At 38.1% G+C, this 17,005-nt stretch carries 15 protein-coding genes; 8 read left to right on the top strand and 7 right to left on the bottom strand.

The window, feature by feature from the left end; genetic code table 11:
- The first annotated feature begins 13 nt into the window (after nt 1–13).
- The 3 genes from tamL to msrA all read left to right on the top strand — a co-directional run bounded on the left by tamL (nt 14) and on the right by msrA (nt 4,424).
- Nucleotides 14–2,284: a translocation and assembly module lipoprotein TamL gene (gene tamL, locus EI546_RS04455; RefSeq protein ID WP_410198316.1), complete on the top strand. Its 2,271-nt coding sequence runs from the start codon at nt 14–16 to the stop codon at nt 2,282–2,284.
- A gap of 143 nt (nt 2,285–2,427) precedes the next feature.
- Nucleotides 2,428–3,501: a saccharopine dehydrogenase C-terminal domain-containing protein gene (locus EI546_RS04450; protein WP_240673155.1), complete on the top strand. Its 1,074-nt coding sequence runs from the start codon at nt 2,428–2,430 to the stop codon at nt 3,499–3,501.
- Between the two features lie 383 nt (nt 3,502–3,884).
- A complete protein-coding gene (gene msrA / locus EI546_RS04445) occupies nt 3,885–4,424 on the top strand; it encodes a peptide-methionine (S)-S-oxide reductase MsrA (protein ID WP_128249416.1) in 540 nt (179 codons plus the stop codon).
- A gap of 95 nt (nt 4,425–4,519) precedes the next feature.
- Here the strand turns inward: msrA and EI546_RS04440 are convergent, their stop codons facing one another.
- The 3 genes from EI546_RS04440 to EI546_RS04430 all read right to left on the bottom strand — a co-directional run bounded on the left by EI546_RS04440 (nt 4,520) and on the right by EI546_RS04430 (nt 6,661).
- Nucleotides 4,520–4,837: a YegP family protein gene (locus EI546_RS04440; protein ID WP_128249415.1), complete on the bottom strand. Its 318-nt coding sequence runs from the start codon at nt 4,835–4,837 to the stop codon at nt 4,520–4,522.
- Nucleotides 4,838–4,925: 88 nt separating this feature from the next.
- Nucleotides 4,926–5,729, bottom strand: coding sequence for a lysophospholipid acyltransferase family protein (locus EI546_RS04435; RefSeq protein WP_128249414.1), 804 nt, complete (start codon nt 5,727–5,729; stop codon nt 4,926–4,928).
- 290 nt (nt 5,730–6,019) lie between these two features.
- Nucleotides 6,020–6,661, bottom strand: a complete 642-nt coding sequence (locus EI546_RS04430) for an NUDIX hydrolase (RefSeq protein ID WP_128249413.1) — start codon at nt 6,659–6,661, stop codon at nt 6,020–6,022.
- 2 nt (nt 6,662–6,663) lie between these two features.
- Here EI546_RS04430 and EI546_RS04425 point away from each other — a divergent pair, with 2 nt between their 5' ends.
- Nucleotides 6,664–7,389 carry a peptidylprolyl isomerase gene (locus EI546_RS04425; RefSeq protein WP_128249412.1) on the top strand — a complete coding sequence of 242 codons (726 nt, stop codon included), beginning with the start codon at nt 6,664–6,666 and terminating at the stop codon, nt 7,387–7,389.
- Nucleotides 7,390–7,479: 90 nt separating this feature from the next.
- On the opposite strand, the gene EI546_RS04420 is transcribed toward EI546_RS04425, so the two are convergent.
- Nucleotides 7,480–8,097, bottom strand: coding sequence for a trimeric intracellular cation channel family protein (locus EI546_RS04420; protein ID WP_128249411.1), 618 nt, complete (start codon nt 8,095–8,097; stop codon nt 7,480–7,482).
- Nucleotides 8,094–8,831 carry an RDD family protein gene (locus EI546_RS04415; RefSeq protein ID WP_317127444.1) on the bottom strand — a complete coding sequence of 246 codons (738 nt, stop codon included), beginning with the start codon at nt 8,829–8,831 and terminating at the stop codon, nt 8,094–8,096. The genes EI546_RS04420 and EI546_RS04415 overlap by 4 nt, the downstream gene beginning before the upstream one ends.
- A gap of 14 nt (nt 8,832–8,845) precedes the next feature.
- On the opposite strand from EI546_RS04415, the gene EI546_RS04410 reads away from it, so the two are divergent.
- On the top strand, nt 8,846–9,823 hold the full coding sequence (locus EI546_RS04410) for a stage II sporulation protein M (RefSeq protein WP_128249409.1): 978 nt from the start codon (nt 8,846–8,848) through the stop codon (nt 9,821–9,823).
- Between the two features lie 331 nt (nt 9,824–10,154).
- On the opposite strand, the gene EI546_RS04405 is transcribed toward EI546_RS04410, so the two are convergent.
- Both EI546_RS04405 and EI546_RS04400 read right to left on the bottom strand, forming a co-directional pair.
- Nucleotides 10,155–11,354, bottom strand: coding sequence for an IS4 family transposase (locus EI546_RS04405; protein WP_128248736.1), 1,200 nt, complete (start codon nt 11,352–11,354; stop codon nt 10,155–10,157).
- 140 nt (nt 11,355–11,494) lie between these two features.
- The gene (locus EI546_RS04400; RefSeq protein WP_128249408.1) at nt 11,495–11,821 is read right to left on the bottom strand and encodes a YbaB/EbfC family nucleoid-associated protein; all 327 of its coding nucleotides are present in this window, start codon (nt 11,819–11,821) and stop codon (nt 11,495–11,497) included.
- A gap of 63 nt (nt 11,822–11,884) precedes the next feature.
- Here EI546_RS04400 and EI546_RS04395 point away from each other — a divergent pair, with 63 nt between their 5' ends.
- The 3 genes from EI546_RS04395 to EI546_RS04385 all read left to right on the top strand — a co-directional run bounded on the left by EI546_RS04395 (nt 11,885) and on the right by EI546_RS04385 (nt 16,956).
- Nucleotides 11,885–14,020: a S9 family peptidase gene (locus tag EI546_RS04395; protein ID WP_128249407.1), complete on the top strand. Its 2,136-nt coding sequence runs from the start codon at nt 11,885–11,887 to the stop codon at nt 14,018–14,020.
- A 74-nt stretch (nt 14,021–14,094) separates the two neighbouring features.
- A complete protein-coding gene (locus EI546_RS04390) occupies nt 14,095–15,132 on the top strand; it encodes a PLP-dependent cysteine synthase family protein (RefSeq protein WP_128249406.1) in 1,038 nt (345 codons plus the stop codon).
- Nucleotides 15,133–15,690: 558 nt separating this feature from the next.
- Nucleotides 15,691–16,956, top strand: a complete 1,266-nt coding sequence (locus tag EI546_RS04385; protein ID WP_128249405.1) for an aminotransferase class I/II-fold pyridoxal phosphate-dependent enzyme — start codon at nt 15,691–15,693, stop codon at nt 16,954–16,956.
- Nucleotides 16,957–17,005 lie beyond the last annotated feature (49 nt).

Here is a 17,005-nt window from a genome sequence, read left to right as displayed (position 1 = left end):
AATTAGCAATTAGGTGAAATTTACGATCAAAATATTTTCAATCTTATCCATTATCATCCTGGTTATGCAATCCTGTGCGGTGAAAAAATTCGTCCCCGAAGGAGAGCGGTTATATACGGGGGCGGAGATTGAAATAGAATCTGATTCTATCATCGATAATGAAAAGGGTTTGAAGTCTGTGCTGGAAGAGGCATTGCGTCCAAAACCAAATAAGAGCTTCTTGGGTATGCGTCCCGGACTTCATCTTTATTATAAAATGCAGCAGAAGAAACCAAACTTTATCACCAAGTTTCTATATAAAAAAATTGGAGAGGAACCCGTTTATGAAAGTGATGTGAAACCTTATCAGGTTGAGGAAATCTTGCTAAACCGTTTAGAAAATAGGGGGTTTTTCTACAGTTCTGCAAAATCCGAATTTGATGAAAAGGAGAAGGAGGCGTCCTTAACTTATAGGTTGAGAGTGCCCAGACCGTACACCATGAAAAATTATAAAGTTGACTCCCTGCCAGAACCCATTTATTCCGAAATCAAAAAAAGTGTTGAGGATACCAAACTTTCCGAAGGTATGCGGTTTGATCTGGCCAATATGAAAATGGAGCGGGAACGAATCGATACCGATTTAAAAGGTGAGGGCTACTATAATTTCAATTCCCAATTCATGATTTTTGAGGCGGACACCAATCAATATAAAAAACGAAACTTCGATCTTTTCCTTCGTTTTAAAAAGGATGTTCCTGAAAAGTCCATCGTTCCTTATAAAATTTCTAAAATAAACGTTTACGCTAATTATGATATTCAGGATTCCACGGTAAAGGAAACGGTGCGTTTTAATGAAAAGAGTTTTATAAACAGTGAGGATTTTTTTAAACCGAAATATTTAGATCCATTTATAACCTTAAAAGAAGGTCAACTTTATAGCCCTGCAAATTCCAGAAATACTGCCCGAAGACTTTCTACAATTGGAATTTATAAGTTTGTCAATATTCAATACAAAGAACAGGACTCTCTGCTTACCGATAGTTTGGGAATTTTGGAAGCAAATATTTTCTTATCTCCGCTGAACAGGAGGGCCATACGTATTGAATTACAAGCGGTTACTAAATCTAATAATTTTGCAGGACCGGGACTTGCCTTAACCTACAGCAATAGAGATCTTTTTAAAGGAGGAGAAACACTGAACACCACGGCCAAAGTAGGGTATGAGTTTCAAGCAGGTGGAGGCAGGGAAGTGGGAAACACCAGTATTGAATTGGGGTTAAAGAACGAATTAATATTTCCTCGGGTTATTTTCCCGGTGAAAATCAGCAACGATTTTTTCAAGTATGCCATACCCAAGACAAAAGCAGCTGTTAGTGTGGATTACCTAAGTAGGACAAAACTTTATACACTTTTATCGGCTACCGCTCAATTTGGTTATTCCTGGCAGGCAAATCGGTATGTTACCCATGAAATTATTCCTGTTTCGGTAAACTATACTAAATTGATGAAAACTTCTGTGGAATTTGACTCTATATTAGATAAGAATCCCTTTCTCCAACGCAGTTTTGAACAGCAATTTATTTCGGGGCTGAACTATTCATTTACCTTTAATGGAATGATAGACACTTATAAAAAACATCAGTTTTTTGTAAATGCCAATGTGGATATTGCTGGAAATAGTATCAGTTTGTTTGGGAAGGAAAACGAAGATGGGAAAAAATCAATTTTAGGAATGGAATATGCGCAATATGCCAAAACAGATATTGATTTTAGATATCACTTTAAAATAGGAAAAGAACAGTTAATTGCCACGAGATTGTTTGGCGGTTATGGAATGCCCTATGGTAATTCCGATGTTATGCCTTATGTTAAACAATATTATTCCGGGGGACCCTATAGTGTTCGTGCCTTTAGGATACGATCGCTGGGACCGGGAACTTATCAGGGAGATAGTGATGAAATAAATAACTATTACGACCGTACTGGAAACATACGTCTGGAAGCAAATATTGAATACAGGTTTCCTATAATTTCATTTTTAAAAGGAGCAGTTTTCGCAGATGCCGGAAACGTTTGGAACTCAAAAGGAAATGAGGTTTATAACTACGAAGATAAGTTTACCTCCAATTTCATCAACGAACTTGGGATGGGTGCCGGAGTAGGTTTGCGCGTAGATGTTCAGGGATTTGTAATCCGTTTCGACCTTGCGGCACCTTTTCACGATCCGTCAAAAGATAAAGAAGACCGGTTTGATTTTGATTATAAAAACCCGATTTTTAATTTTGGAATCGGATATCCTTTTTAAGATTAGTCTATTTTTCGCGGACTTGATTTAAATTAGTAATTTATGTAGTTGTTACTTCCCAATTGTGGTTGCCGATTTTCTTTTGAAGCTTGCATAATAGATCGTAAAAGTTTACTTTCATCCCTTTCTAAAAATTGAAAATAATGATAAAAAAAATAGGTGTTTTAGGACTAGGAAAGGTTGGTAGCCTTGTGGCAACCTTACTTAGCCAGAAGTATGAAGTACAAGGAATGGATCAATTTGACATCAATGAAAAATTTTCTTTTGATGTTTTAAAAGGGGACGTTTCTAATGATAAAAATATCCGAGATTTCCTTAAGGACAAGGATGCCGTTGTTTCATGCCTGCCATATTTCCTCAATATCAAAATAGCTGAAACCGCTGTTGATATGGGAGTTCATTATTTCGATCTTACGGAAGACGTACCTACCCTAAATGCTATACAAAAAATGGCAAAAAACAGTAAATCCGTGCTAGCACCACAATGTGGCCTCGCTCCCGGATTTATTGGAATCCTAGGAGCGGGTCTGTACGGTCAGTTTTCCGAAGTTCGTGCCGTAAAATTAAGAGTTGGCGCTTTGCCCTTGCATCCAATGGGACAGTTGGGGTACAGCTTCACCTGGAGTGCCGAAGGGGTTATCAACGAGTATATAAATGATGCCGAAGTAATCCATAATGGCGAACGAAAAATGCTTAGTTCACTCGATGATGTTGAATCCATAAATATTAACGGTCGCCAATATGAAGCATTTTTGACCTCAGGTGGTTTGGGCACCATGTGTGAGACTTTGGATGGGAAGGTAGATACCTTAAATTATAAAACCATTAGATACCCAGGCCATAGGGACGGAATGAAATTATTGCTGTACGATCTATTATTGAAAAATGATAGAGAACTGGCAAAGAATATTTTAAACAATGCCCTTCCGTTGGTCGATGAGGATATTGTTCTGGTCTATGCCGCTGTGGAGGGAATAATGGATGGAAAATTAAGAAGAAAGGAGTTTTCTGAATCCTATCGCCGGATAACTTTGGATAATAAAGAATGGCGTGCAATAAGTTGGACAACCGCTTGTAGCATATCTGCCGTAGTTGACTTGGTTTCCGAAGGTAACCTCAGCAAAAAAGGATTTATAAAGCAAGAGGAAATTCCATTTGAAATGTTTATCAAATCGCATTATGGTTCGATGTATGAAACGTATAAGGACGCAAAATGAGTGTTGAGAGGCAAGAGGGTAGTTGGTAATTGGTAGTGTTTAGTTTTCAGGCGTCTTGTTTCTAGTATCTAGTCAAGTTTTCTAGTTCCATGTTTCAATTCCCTTGGCCAAGCTGAGGCTTCGGAGGAAAGGTGGTTTTCGAATTTTCCAATTTCTGACACCCACAAATTTTGTTGTTGTCAGAAGAAGTCAGAAAAAAACAAACTCATAGACTCCTCAACTCCTCAACTCCTCAACCCCTCAACTCCTCAACTCATCGACTCATCGACTCATCCACTCATCGACTCATCTCCTCATAAACTGATATACTTACAAACCAGTTTAACACCCCCTTAATTAAAACCAACCTTATTACTGATTAACTTTGTTGTTAAAATTGTACAATGGAGAATAACGAATTGCAGAAATTAACAGTAGGTGGCGGATGTTTTTGGTGTACGGAAGCTGTTTTCGATCAGATAAAAGGAGTTGAAAAAATTGTTTCAGGATATTCCGGAGGTACTGTACCTGGAACTCCAACATATCGTGAAGTGTGCAGCGGATTAACGGGTCATGCCGAAGTGATCCAGGTAAGTTTTGATCCCAATATTATTTCCTATAAAGATTTATTGGAGATTTTTATGACGAGTCACGATCCCACAACCTTAAATCGTCAGGGTGCAGATGTGGGCACCCAATATCGATCGGTTATTTTTTACCACGATGAACAGCAAAAGGAAATAGCCGAAAAAGTTATAAATGAAATGTCTTCCTATTTTGACAATCCGATAGTGACGGAGCTCTCACATTTGGGTGCATTTTTCCCCGCTGAAACTGATCATCAAGACTATTACCGTAACAATCCTGAACAAGGTTATTGTAGGGCTGTTATTTCACCTAAAGTTGCGAAACTGCGAAAAATGCACGCGGATAAGTTGAAGTAAGATTTTTACAGATTGAAGCGACAAATAATAGCGCTCTTAAAACTATCCAAGTTTTAAGAGCGCTCTTTTTTAATTCTCCAAATGCCACTAATAGTTTATACTTCTTTAATTCCAGCGGCAGGAGCGTTGTTTTTAACGGACTCTATTCCTGTGGTGACTCCAGCTTCCGAGGCGTACATTTGGCTGCTACCAATAACCTGCCCATTCGTTGCCTTAATATTAAAGTGGAATTTTCCATTTACTGCTGTTTTTCTTTCATAGAGAGAATCATCGGCCGCATTGGCTTTTACAGATTCAATTCCTTTCATGGCCGAAGCCTTTGAAGCATACATTTGACTAGATAAAATAACTTGGCCGTTTCCCGCTTTCAATACAAAGTGAAATTTTTCACCACTTTTTTTAAGTTCAAACATCAAATTAAGGTTTAAAGGTTATACAAAATAACCTCCAAAATATAAATTCTAAAATAAAAGAAAAATGATGGATATCATTAGTAAGGAATTAATAACGCCATTGGCGTTCCTTATTGAGCTCTTCAGATTTTTTTATTTCTTCTCTAGGAATTACCTTTAAAAATGAAGGGTGTTGTTCAATGGCATATTCTAATTTCTCGACTATTTCTGCCATGCTTTCGTTTTCGTAATCAATATCCAGGGGTGGTTTTATTTCCATAGATTGAAGAATTCCTCTTTTCTTGATACGTAATCCTTTTTTGTCAAAAGATCTTCTGAAACCATCGATTACTATGGGAACTACAACCGGCTTATTCTTTTTTATAATATGGGCAGTTCCTCGACGAATGGGATTCCAAGGTTTGGTTGTGCCCTGAGGAAAGGTTATTACCCAACCATCATCGAGTGCTTTAGTAATATTGCTAACATCACTCATTTTTACCTGCTTGTTTACTTCCTTACCTTTTTCACGCCAGGTGCGCTCAATACTTACCGAACCCGCATAAGCCATGATTTTGGGTAATAAACCAGCTTTCATGGTTTCCTTTGCGGCTACATAATAGATGTTCAGTTTTGGGTTCCACAAATATCCAATATTTTTAATATTATCTTCTCTACCGCTTAAACTGGCATTAAAAACATGAAACATTGCCACCACATCTGCAAAATAGGTTTGGTGATTGCTCACAAAAAGAACATTTGTATCGGGAAGGTTGCGAATAACCTCACTGCCGTGGATTTTCAATTCATTAAATCCCTTAAATCGCCGATGGGTCATGGCACCCATAATTCGGATTAACCAAAGTTTTATAAAAAGAATATGTCCGAATGGATTTCTTTTGAAAAGCCCCATTAGTAATTGTCGGTTTAATTTTTTGTGTTGATTATCGCTTGATAGTCCAAAATGAATGGTATGATATTTTCAAAGTTAATGTGGCTTTCCTTAATTTTCACACCCATTTCAAAACTTTTAACTTCTTATTCTTGGATTTCCCCTTGGTTTGTAAATATTTACAATGATCTATCCTAAAATAATCCGCTATAAATTGGACAAAATATCTAGGGAAAATTTACTTTATTCTTCAAAAATCCGTAATTGGATTTTATTTTTTTTTGACTCGGCAAATATAGTAAAATAAGCATTTAAAGGGCTCGCAACAGTAATTCGCGCACCTCATTGAGCATCATTGCAGTAGCCCCCCATACTATATGCCCCTCTAAATTAAAGGCGGGCACTTCCCAATCGGTGGCATAGGATGTGGATAAAATTTCCGTGGTCACGCAATGTTCGTCCATAAACTGGTTGAGATTGACCTCTATAAGCGCTTCTACTTCTCTTTCTTCTCTTACAAATTTTGGAGTTTCCGCCATAATCCCCAAAAATGGCTGCACAAAGAAATTACTTGGAGGAATATAGATTTGAGTAAGTTCTTTAATTACAGAGATTTTATTTCTGGAAATTCCAATTTCCTCCTCTGTTTCCCTGAGCGCGGCATCTTCAAGGGAGCGATCCGTTAATTCAATCTTTCCCCCAGGAAAGCCAACTTGTGCCGAATGTATGCCCTTGTAAGTTTTTCTAAGTATCAAAATTAAGTTGGTTTCCCAGTTTTCCGTAGGGTAGAAGAGAGCCATTACTCCAGCTCTTTTCGCATTTTTTATTGCGTTGGCTTTTAGTTCAAGATCTCCCAAACGCTCAAGAGGAGCCATTTTATATTGGACAGTTTCGCCGGGAAGGGGCATTTTTTCTATTTTTACAATTCGTTTTTCAAAATCCCGAAAATCCATCTATGAAAAAGTTGTTTGTTTATTTCCTCGGAATCTTTTTTGTCTTCGGAAGTTGTGAAGATAGGAAAAAGACGACCGAATCCGAAACAGAGATGCGTATTAAAACCGAAGCTATCACGCCGGAAAACAAAGCTTCGCAATCCGAAGCAACCGTTACATTGGGAAGCACTTTTGATAAAATTACCAATGAAAACGTGGTTCCTTTTCTCACCAAATACGGAAAGAACAATCCCGAAACCAAAGTTTTGATAAGTACACGTTTTGGAGATATTGAAATTGAACTATATAAAGATACGCCGCTACATCGCGCCAATTTTATTTATCTGGTAAAACAAGGTTATTTTAATGAAACTTTTTTTCATCGAGTAGTTCCAGATTTTATTGTCCAGGCAGGTAATAGTGATCTGGCCTCAACCCAAAAAAAACGAGCTGAACTCGGAAATGGTTATTTGCTACCCGCGGAAATTGTGCCAGGTCGTGTCCATGAATATGGAACTGTTTCGGGCGCCAAGGAATACAGAGAAAACCCAGATAACAAATCTGCTCCTTATGAGTTTTTTATTTTCCTTGGACCAAAATCTTCCACCACCCACTTGAATGGCAAATACACCATCTTCGGAAGGGTTATAAAAGGAATGGATGTAGTAGAAAAAATTTCTAAAGTGGAAGCCGATAGCGGGGACTGGCCTTTAAACAATATTTATATCACCGCCAGAGTGCTGGAATAAAGAATATTTGTCGGTTTTTTTCTGAATAGATTTTTCATCTTCGGAATTACTTCCCACTACATATAAAAGGTTGGTATTATGGAAATAATATTATTCCAACTCCTCCTTCGTATAAATTGTAGGTAACGAAAGATTAAAATAAACAGCCAACAAACGTACCGTCATCACTATAGAACCAGATATTATAACAATTATGTCGGTGGATAGTGGGGTTTGCAATAATAGGAAATAGGCAGAAGCTCCCAAGATGCACGCAGTGGCATAAATCTCCTTTCTGAAGATAATAGGGATTTCATTACAAAGAATATCACGGATAACCCCTCCAAAACAAGCTGTTATCGTTCCAAGGGAAATACAGATAATTGGCGAGAAACCTGCCGCAATACCTTTTTCCACACCAACAATAGTATAAAGTGCAATCCCAATAGTATCAAAGAGAAATAGCGAACGCCGAATGTAGTTCAATCGTTTTCTAAAGATTACTGTAAGGATGGTTGTGCCGAAAATAACATACACATAGGTTAAATCACGCATCCACGCTATGGGTGCATCTATAAGGATATCTCTTAAAGTTCCTCCACCAATAGCAGCTACAAAAGCAATTATAAGAATCCCGAATGGATCCAGTCTTTTGTTGATGGCGGTAAGAACCCCGGATATTGCGAAGGCCACCGTCCCGAGTATGTCTATTAATAAAATTAGATTCACATGTTCTGGGTATAGTAGTTATAATCTTTTATCACCTTATCAATAAATATCACTGGTTTTTCTTCCAACTGTATATCCATCACTTTTGCCACTTGTTTTGCGAGTTTCAAAATTAAATTGTGATTTCTGTTCCATCGAGCTTGATCGTAAATATTCTTAATGGTTTGTATTTCATTATCACTAAAGATAGTAACCTGTGGATAGGTAGGGATATACCCATCGGGAATATCTGCCAGTAAAATATTTGAAAAGTTCACTTTCTGTTTTTCGGTAATAACCGTTGTGGAAGCTGCGATATCGCCAACGCGCTGTCCCTTTCCATTTAATAAAATTGTCACCAAAGCCAGGGAGCCACTGGTTACTGAAATATCAACTATGCGCAGCAACCAACGGATAAGATAATTGGAGAATGCCGGTTTTGTACCATCCAATTTCACCACTCGAAGTCCCATAGCCGATTTTCCCGGACTACGCCCGTTCCATAACATTTCCCACAAAAGGTGATATAGAAAAATAGGCAAACTTATTGTGATACCAATCAGCATCGAATAATCGCTGCTAAGTTCTATGTTTGTCAGGACTAGAATAATAGCAAAAATATAAAGTCCTATGATCAATATATCAATGAGAAATGCTAGAATGCGTTCACCTATCCCTGCCACATTCTGGATGATGTTCACATTTTGGGCAGTTTCTATTTGAAAATTATCCATTAAATCTGTTCCTTTGGGCAAAACTACACTCTTATATGCGCGAAGCTGCCTTTGCGAAGCAAAATAAAGATAAATGGTTAAAATTCGAAAGCGTTCTAAGGAATAATGTTCCTATAGATCCAGACGAATTGAGCAATCTTTATATCGAGGTAACAGACCATCTCAGTTATGCCCAAACCTTTTATCCCAATAGCAATACATTGGCATATTTAAATGGTCTTTCTGCATTGGCTCATCAAAAAATTTATAGAACTAAACGCGAATCACGCCGCCGGTTTATCACTTTCTATACCAAGGAATTTCCACTTTTCTTTGCGAAATATCAGAAACAATTGCTTTTTTCATTTCTGCTCTTTCTGCTTTTTTCCATAATTGGTGCTTATTCTGCCGCCTCGGATGGAAGTTTTGTGCGCCTCATTATGGGCGATTCTTACGTAAATATGACCCTGGCTAATATTGAAAGAGGAGATCCAATGGCTGTTTACAAAGAAATGGGCTCCCTTAATATGTTTTTGGGAATAACCATCAACAATATTAAAGTTGCTTTGATGGCCTTTTCCTATGGACTGTTGCTAAGTATGGGAACGGTATATATAATCATGCAGAATGCTATTATGCTGGGATCTTTCCAATATTTTTTCTATGAAAAAGGATTGCTCTGGGAATCTGCTCGAACAATATGGATACACGGAACAATCGAGATCTCCGTAATTATCATTGCGGGATGCGGTGGAATAGTTTTGGGAAATAGCCTCTTATTTCCAAGAACCTACACGCGATTACAATCTTTTATTAGAGGCGCGAAAGATGGATTAAAGATTATGCTAAGCACCGTACCATTCTTTATAATCGCCGGATTTTTGGAAGGCTTCGTAACCCGACACACGGATATGCCTGATTGGTTGGCCGTGATTATCATTGGCGCCTCGCTTTCGCTTATCCTCTTTTATTACGTGATTTATCCCTTGAAACTCAAGAAAAGAATTGAGAACTCCATTAATTCTAAAAAATAATAGGATCAAAGGATTTCTATAAAGTCCCCGAACTGATCATTCACCACTAACAATATTAATTTCACGCTAATTACTGCAACGGAATACTGCTACTTATTTACAACTACGACGCGAATAGAAATAAATAAGCCCACTGAAAACCGCAGTTTATTAGAAGCAAATTTGTTTGCAAATGGCTTTCTATATTTCTTTAAGGTCTAGATTTTAGACTTTAGTCTCTAGATTTTATATTTTAAACCATTGTTGTCCGATAAAAATCTAAAGTAGCAAAAATAGCATTGTCGTTGCCTTATTTTACTGGATTGTGTTCCGATTTTCAAAACAGAACCCCCTAAGGATCGAAAAAGCTCAATTGGCCAATGTTTTTTGTGGTGATTTCTTCCCATTTGGAGTCTGGGTTTTTCAGGAACTTGAACAGATCGATGTAGGTCATCAAATGGTGGCGTATTACAGACACCATATTTGAATATGCCCAACTTCTCTGCGCCTTTCTTTGTATTACGAGCATTATGAGTTGAATGATCAGACTGACCCAGATCTGTATCTCTATTGCATTTTGGTTATCGCCCAGAAAGTATTTGAGGGGAAAGTTCTGTTTTAGGCGTTTGAACATGGTCTCTATCTGCCAGCGATTTTTGTAGATATCAGTGATCCTGTCGGCCTCCACTTCATAGTTGTTGGTGATGAACTCATATACCTTGCTCTTCTCCTGGTGCCAAAAGGCTATCCGTCGCAGATGAAATTCGTTGCCTTCCTTATCGGAAAGCGTTATCTTTTCATCCTTGAGGACAGCATCGTCCACGTTGTTCGGTATATCAAACTCTTCAAAGCTCGTATAGCGTGCATTGCTCTTTTGCCTGGTCACAAAGTAGATGCCGTCCAACGTCCATTGCTCGTACTGCTGATAATCTACATATCCCTTGTCAAAAACAACATAGGAGCCCTTTTTTAGACCAAGTTCTTTTAAAAATGTATGATCGTGCGTTGCGGCATCAGAAAATTTGATCAGGCAGGGAACATCTTCCATGGCATTGATCATCGTGTGCATCTTTATCCCGCCCTTCTTTTTGCCGTTGAGCGGGTTCCGGCCAACACCCCTCAAGATGTCGCTAAAGAGCGCTATTGTCGAGGAATCGACTATTTTGAGGTCCTTTATGGCGGGCTCCCTGGTTCTGCTGTCCGATAAAAACCGGTGGTAGCGTTTATAGAGACCAGAGTAAATATCCGCAAAGACCTCTGCACTTCTTCTTTTGTTGGCATCGGACAATGTACTGCGTTTTGGAAAGTCCCGTAGCCCCAAATGGTTGATCTTGCCCTCGCACGCCAGCATTATACTCGTTACCTCGCGAAGTGAGTTGCAGCCACTGATAACAGCGAATATCATCGTAACCAAGTGATCATAGGTGCTGAACTTTTTGGTGTACCTGTCGCTGTTATGCTTTTTTGCTGTCCGATAAACATCCTTAGGGTCAAGGAAGTTTAAAACTTGTTTGATAATAGGTTGTCCGCTGAAATTTTTACTTTTGTTCATATCTAAAGTTTTGTGGTAAAAACTAAGATATAAATAAAGCGGGAAATCCTTCTTGGAAATCCCGCTTTTAAAAATGTTTATCGGACACTACTGATTTTAAACCTAAATTTCTAACCTGAATACTGCTACTTATATAAAAATCATTTAAACATTCCATCAAGTCCCGGGATATTGGGCATTCCTTCCTTAGCAACGGCGGCCAATTCAGTTTCGTTGATATCTGTTGCTTTCGCGATGGCTTTATTTAGGGTAAGCACCAAGTAATCTTCCAATTGTTCCTTGTCTTCAAGTAAACTTTCTTCTATTTCAATGCTTTTTATTTCACGATTGGCTGTGAGGGTAATTTTCAGTAAACCGTCTGTACTGGCCTCGTCGATAAGTACAGTGTCTAACCGTTTTTTAGTAGCTTCTACTTTTTCTTGGGTTTCTTTAAGTTTACCCATCATTCCCATTAAATCTCCAAACATTTTTTTATAGTTTAAATCCGACTCAAAATTACTACTTTAGGCTGATTTTAAAAACTTTCAATAATGATAAAATTAACCTTCTTTTCATTTGCTTGTCTTACTTTTGCCGCTTCATCAATTGCGCAAAACCTTTCAGAAAAGAATATGAAAATCAATCCCCCAAAAGCAGAAAAAATAGTTAAGAATCTTGAAGCCCATGGCGATGTTCGTGTGGACAATTATTATTGGCTCAACAATCCCGATGATCCGAAAGTAATCGATTATCTAAAGGCGGAAAACGATTATTATGAGAAGATGACAGACCATACCAAGAAATTCAAGGAGGATCTTTTTGAGGAAATGAAGGCGCGGATTAAGGAAGATGACGAGTCCGTACCATACAAACTGAATGGGTATTACTATATCACTCGATATGAAAAAGGTCAAGATTATCCTATCTATTCCCGTAAAAAAGGATCACTAGATGCAAAAGAGGAGATTCTTTTTAATGTAAATGAAATGGCCAAGGGATATTCCTTTTATAACCTTGGGGGTATGAGTGTTTCAGAGGATAATAAATTGGTTTCGTTCGGGGTAGATACCTTGAGCCGACGTAAATACGATATTTATATAAAGAATCTGGAAACAGGTGAAATTTATCCGGAGATGATTCCATTAACTACCGGTGGATCTACTTGGGGAAGCGACAACAAAACACTTTTCTACACAAGGAAAGATGAAAAAACCCTTCGGGCAGATAGAATATATCGGCATACTTTGGGAACGGATCCTAAAACCGACGAGCTTATTTTTTCCGAAGATGATGATACTTTTGGAACCTATGTTTTTAAAACTAAATCCCGACAGTTTATTGTTATTGGCAGTTACAGCACTTTAACTTCGGAATATAGGGTTTTGCCAGCAAACGATCCTACGGGTAAATTTAAGGTTTTTCAAAAAAGGGAGAGAGGTCTTGAATATAATATTTCTCATTATGGAGACAATTGGTATGTGATGACCAATAAGGACAAGGCCCAAAACTTTAAATTGATGAAGACCTCACTCGATAAAACTTCAAAAGAAAATTGGGTAGATATGATTCCGCATCGCACCGATGTTCTTTTAGAGGATTTCGATATTTTCAAGGACTATCTAGTGGTAAGTGAACGAAACAATGGTCTTACCCAGTTGCGTATTAAAAGATGGGACAACAAAGATGACTATTATCTGCCTTTTGATAATGAAACTTACACAGCATTTACCACTCAAAATCCAGAGTTCGATACCAAGATTCTTCGTTATGGATACAATGCTCTTAATACTCCATCGTCAATAATTGACTTCAATATGGAGACCAAGGAAAAGACGATTTTAAAGGAAACTGAAGTTTTGGGAGGAAAGTTTGATAAAAACAATTATGTATCTGAGCGTCTTTGGGCAACAGCAAAGGATGGTAAAAAAATTCCGATTTCTCTTATATCCAGAAGGGGAATAAAAAAAGATGGCAGTAATCCTTTATTGATTTACGGTTATGGCTCTTATGGCTCAACAATTGATCCTTATTTTTCCAGTGTGCGCCTAAGTCTTTTGGACCGCGGATTTATTTTTGCAATTGCACACGTTAGGGGAGGGGAATATTTGGGCAGGCAGTGGTATGAGGATGGAAAACTGCTCAATAAGATCAATACATTTACAGATTTTATCGCAGCCTCGGAATATTTGGTGGAGCTAGGTTATACATCTCCAAACCATCTTTATGCTTCGGGTGGTTCTGCAGGCGGACTTTTAATGGGCGCCATTGCCAATTTAGCACCCAATTTATATAACGGGATAATAGCTTCTGTTCCATTTGTAGATGTCTTGACAACAATGTTGGATGACTCTATTCCATTAACCACAGGAGAATATGATGAATGGGGAAATCCGAATGATTTGGAATATTACAACTACATTAAGAGCTATTCTCCTTATGACAATGTGGAGAGAAAAAGCTATCCAAATTTGTTGGTAACGACAGGATTACATGATAGTCAAGTACAATATTATGAGCCTGCGAAATGGGTTGCCAAGCTGAGAGATATGAAAACTGGTAAGAATACGGTTTTATTCCACACCAATATGGAAGCCGGTCACGGTGGGGCTTCCGGGCGTTTTGAATCACTGAAGGAAGTTGCAATGGACTACGCTTTCCTCTTAGATTTGGAAGGAATTAAAGAGTAATAAAAATATTTCCGTACATTTGTCCTGTTGTAATACTTAGTCAATCTAGGTATTGATTAACAAACTCTGTCTTTATGAAAGAAGAAATTCAAGCCTGTAACAATATTTTGGAACTTATAGGCAACACCCCTTTAATAAAGCTTAACAAAATTACCCAAAATATGAAGGGTAATTATTTTGCAAAAGTTGAAGCTTTCAATCCAGGCCACTCTACCAAAGATCGAATCGCACTGTATATTATCGAACAAGCCGAGAAATCGGGCATTCTTAAGCCCGGCGATACCATTATCGAAACGACAAGTGGAAATACTGGATTCAGTTTGGCAATGGTTAGTATAATAAAAGGTTACGAATGTATTTTGGCGGTAAGTTCAAAATCATCTGCAGATAAGATTGACATGCTGAAGACGATGGGCGCCAAAGTATATGTTTGTCCCGCCCACGTAAGTGCAGACGATCCTCGGTCTTACTATGAAGTTGCCAAACGCCTTCACAATGAACATGTGGGTTCGGTTTATATTAACCAATATTTTAATGAGCTTAATGTTGATGCCCATTATTATTCTACAGGACCTGAAATTTGGCAACAAACGCAGGGTAAAATCACCCATTTGGTAGCGTGTAGCGGTACGGGAGGAACTATTTCTGGGACAGCACGTTTTTTAAAAGAAAAAAATCCCAATATTAGGATAATAGGTATTGACGCTTACGGTTCGGTACTCCAAAAATATCATCAAACCCACGAGTTTGACCAAAATGAGATCTATCCTTACCGAATTGAAGGATTGGGTAAAAACCTCATTCCTTCCGCTACAGATTTTGATATAATAGACAAGTTTGAAAAAGTAACTGATGAAAGTAGTGCTCATAGAGCTCGGGAACTGGCCAAGACTGAAGGGCTGTTTGTAGGTTACACAAGTGGGGCCGCAATGCAAGGACTAAAACAGTTGGAAGAGGATGGTGAATTTGCGGAAGATAGTAATGTAGTTGTTATTTTCCCTGACCACGGTTCACGATATATGAGCAAGGTCTTCAATGATAAGTGGATGGACGAACAGGGTTTCTTTGATTCTGAGACTGCCGAAATACAAAAAGTTGAATATGTAAAGTAAATGGGGTTTATCCAAGAAGATAAATCTCTTTAAATAATAAACACTGCAAAAACCAAACATCCTTATATGAAGTATGTTTGGTTTTTGCTTTTATAAAATTGTACCGCGATTTTGTTGGTTATTGTCGGTTTGGTTGTCCTCTTCGTTTTCGCCTAATTAATATAAAAAATCATTGTTGTCCGATTAAACTTTAGATAATCCTCCTTTCATTACGAATTAGAAAGATTCCCGTGAAGTTATTAAATTGTCAACTTTCTTTTCAAAATATTCAAAATGGCGGATATCTAGCCGTCGCTAATCAAAATGTTAAAATATAAAATAATAGCCCTTTACAAATTTGGTCTTTCCCAAAAGCTTTCGGGATTGGTTCTAGAAGCTGAGCGGCATTGTTTCTTTTGCGGGACAGAACTGATAAAAAATGAATTAAATTTAGATTCCACTTTTCTAATCTATTTTTGGACAGACCCTATTCATTAAAGGACTACTTCTTCTTAAATAAATTATGCGAATCGTCAATATTTCGTTAAATTTGTCGCTGAAAAAAAATCAAAATAATTGATGAAAGACTTATTCGAAAAAATCTATAAGGATAAAGGTCCGTTGGGAAAATGGGCAGAGCAGGCGGAAGGCTATTTTGTGTTTCCAAAACTTGAAGGTCCCATCTCCAATAGGATGAAGTTTAATGGGAGAGATGTTGTAACCTGGAGTATCAATGATTATTTAGGTTTGGCAAATCATCCCGAGGTTCGTAAAGTTGATGCCGAGGCTGGCGCCAAATGGGGTTCTGCATATCCAATGGGTGCGAGAATGATGAGTGGTCATACAGAGCTACACGAACAACTTCAGCGCGAACTCGCCGAATTTGTCAGTAAGGAAGCCGCTTATCTTTTAAATTTTGGTTACCAAGGAATGGTTTCAACCATCGACGCGCTTGTATCAAAAGATGATGTGATCGTTTACGATGTTGATGCTCATGCTTGTATTATAGATGGTGTCCGGCTTCATTTGGGGCAACGGTTCACCTATAAGCACAACGATATGGAAAGTATCGAAAAAAACCTACAACGTGCTACAAAGGTTGCAGAGAAAACAGGTGGTGGAATTCTACTTATTTCAGAAGGAGTTTTTGGAATGAGGGGAGAGCAGGGAAAACTGAAAGAGATAATTGCACTCAAGAAAAAATACAATTTCAGATTTTTTGTAGATGACGCACATGGTTTCGGAACCTTGGGAAAAACCGGGGCTGGTGCAGGTGAGGAGCAAGGTGTACAAGATGGCATCGACGTCTATTTCGCAACTTTCGCAAAATCTATGGCAAGCAGCGGTGCATTTATCGCTGCGGATGAGGAAATAATCAATTATCTAAAATATAATCTGCGTTCGCAAATGTTCGCAAAATCTCTTCAGATGCAGTTGGTTGAGGGAGCTTTAAAGCGTTTGGATATGATCCGAACCATGCCCGAGCTGAAAGAAAAACTTTGGGAAAATGTAAATGCTCTTCAAGGAGGTCTTCGAGAAAGAGGATTTGATCTTGGTACCACACAAAGTTGCGTAACTCCAGTTTATTTAAAAGGTAGTATTCCCGAAGCTATGGCATTGGTAAAAGATCTTCGTGAAAATCACGGAATTTTCTGTTCTATCGTTGTTTATCCAGTAATTCCTAAAGGACTCATTTTACTTAGAATGATTCCTACCGCTACACACGATATGAAGGATATACAGGAAACCTTAGAGGCTTTTTCAGCCATACGTGAACGATTGGAAAATGGAACCTATAAAAGATTATCCGCGGGCGTTGCTGAGGCAATGGGCGAAAAAATATAATTTTTAGAGAAAATAATTAAAAACAAAATAATTTAAAAAAAAAACAGCC

Source organism: Aequorivita sp. H23M31 (assembly GCF_004022485.1).
Lineage (GTDB): Bacteria > Bacteroidota > Bacteroidia > Flavobacteriales > Flavobacteriaceae > Aequorivita > Aequorivita ciconiae.
This window is presented reverse-complemented; position numbering and strand designations above follow the sequence as displayed.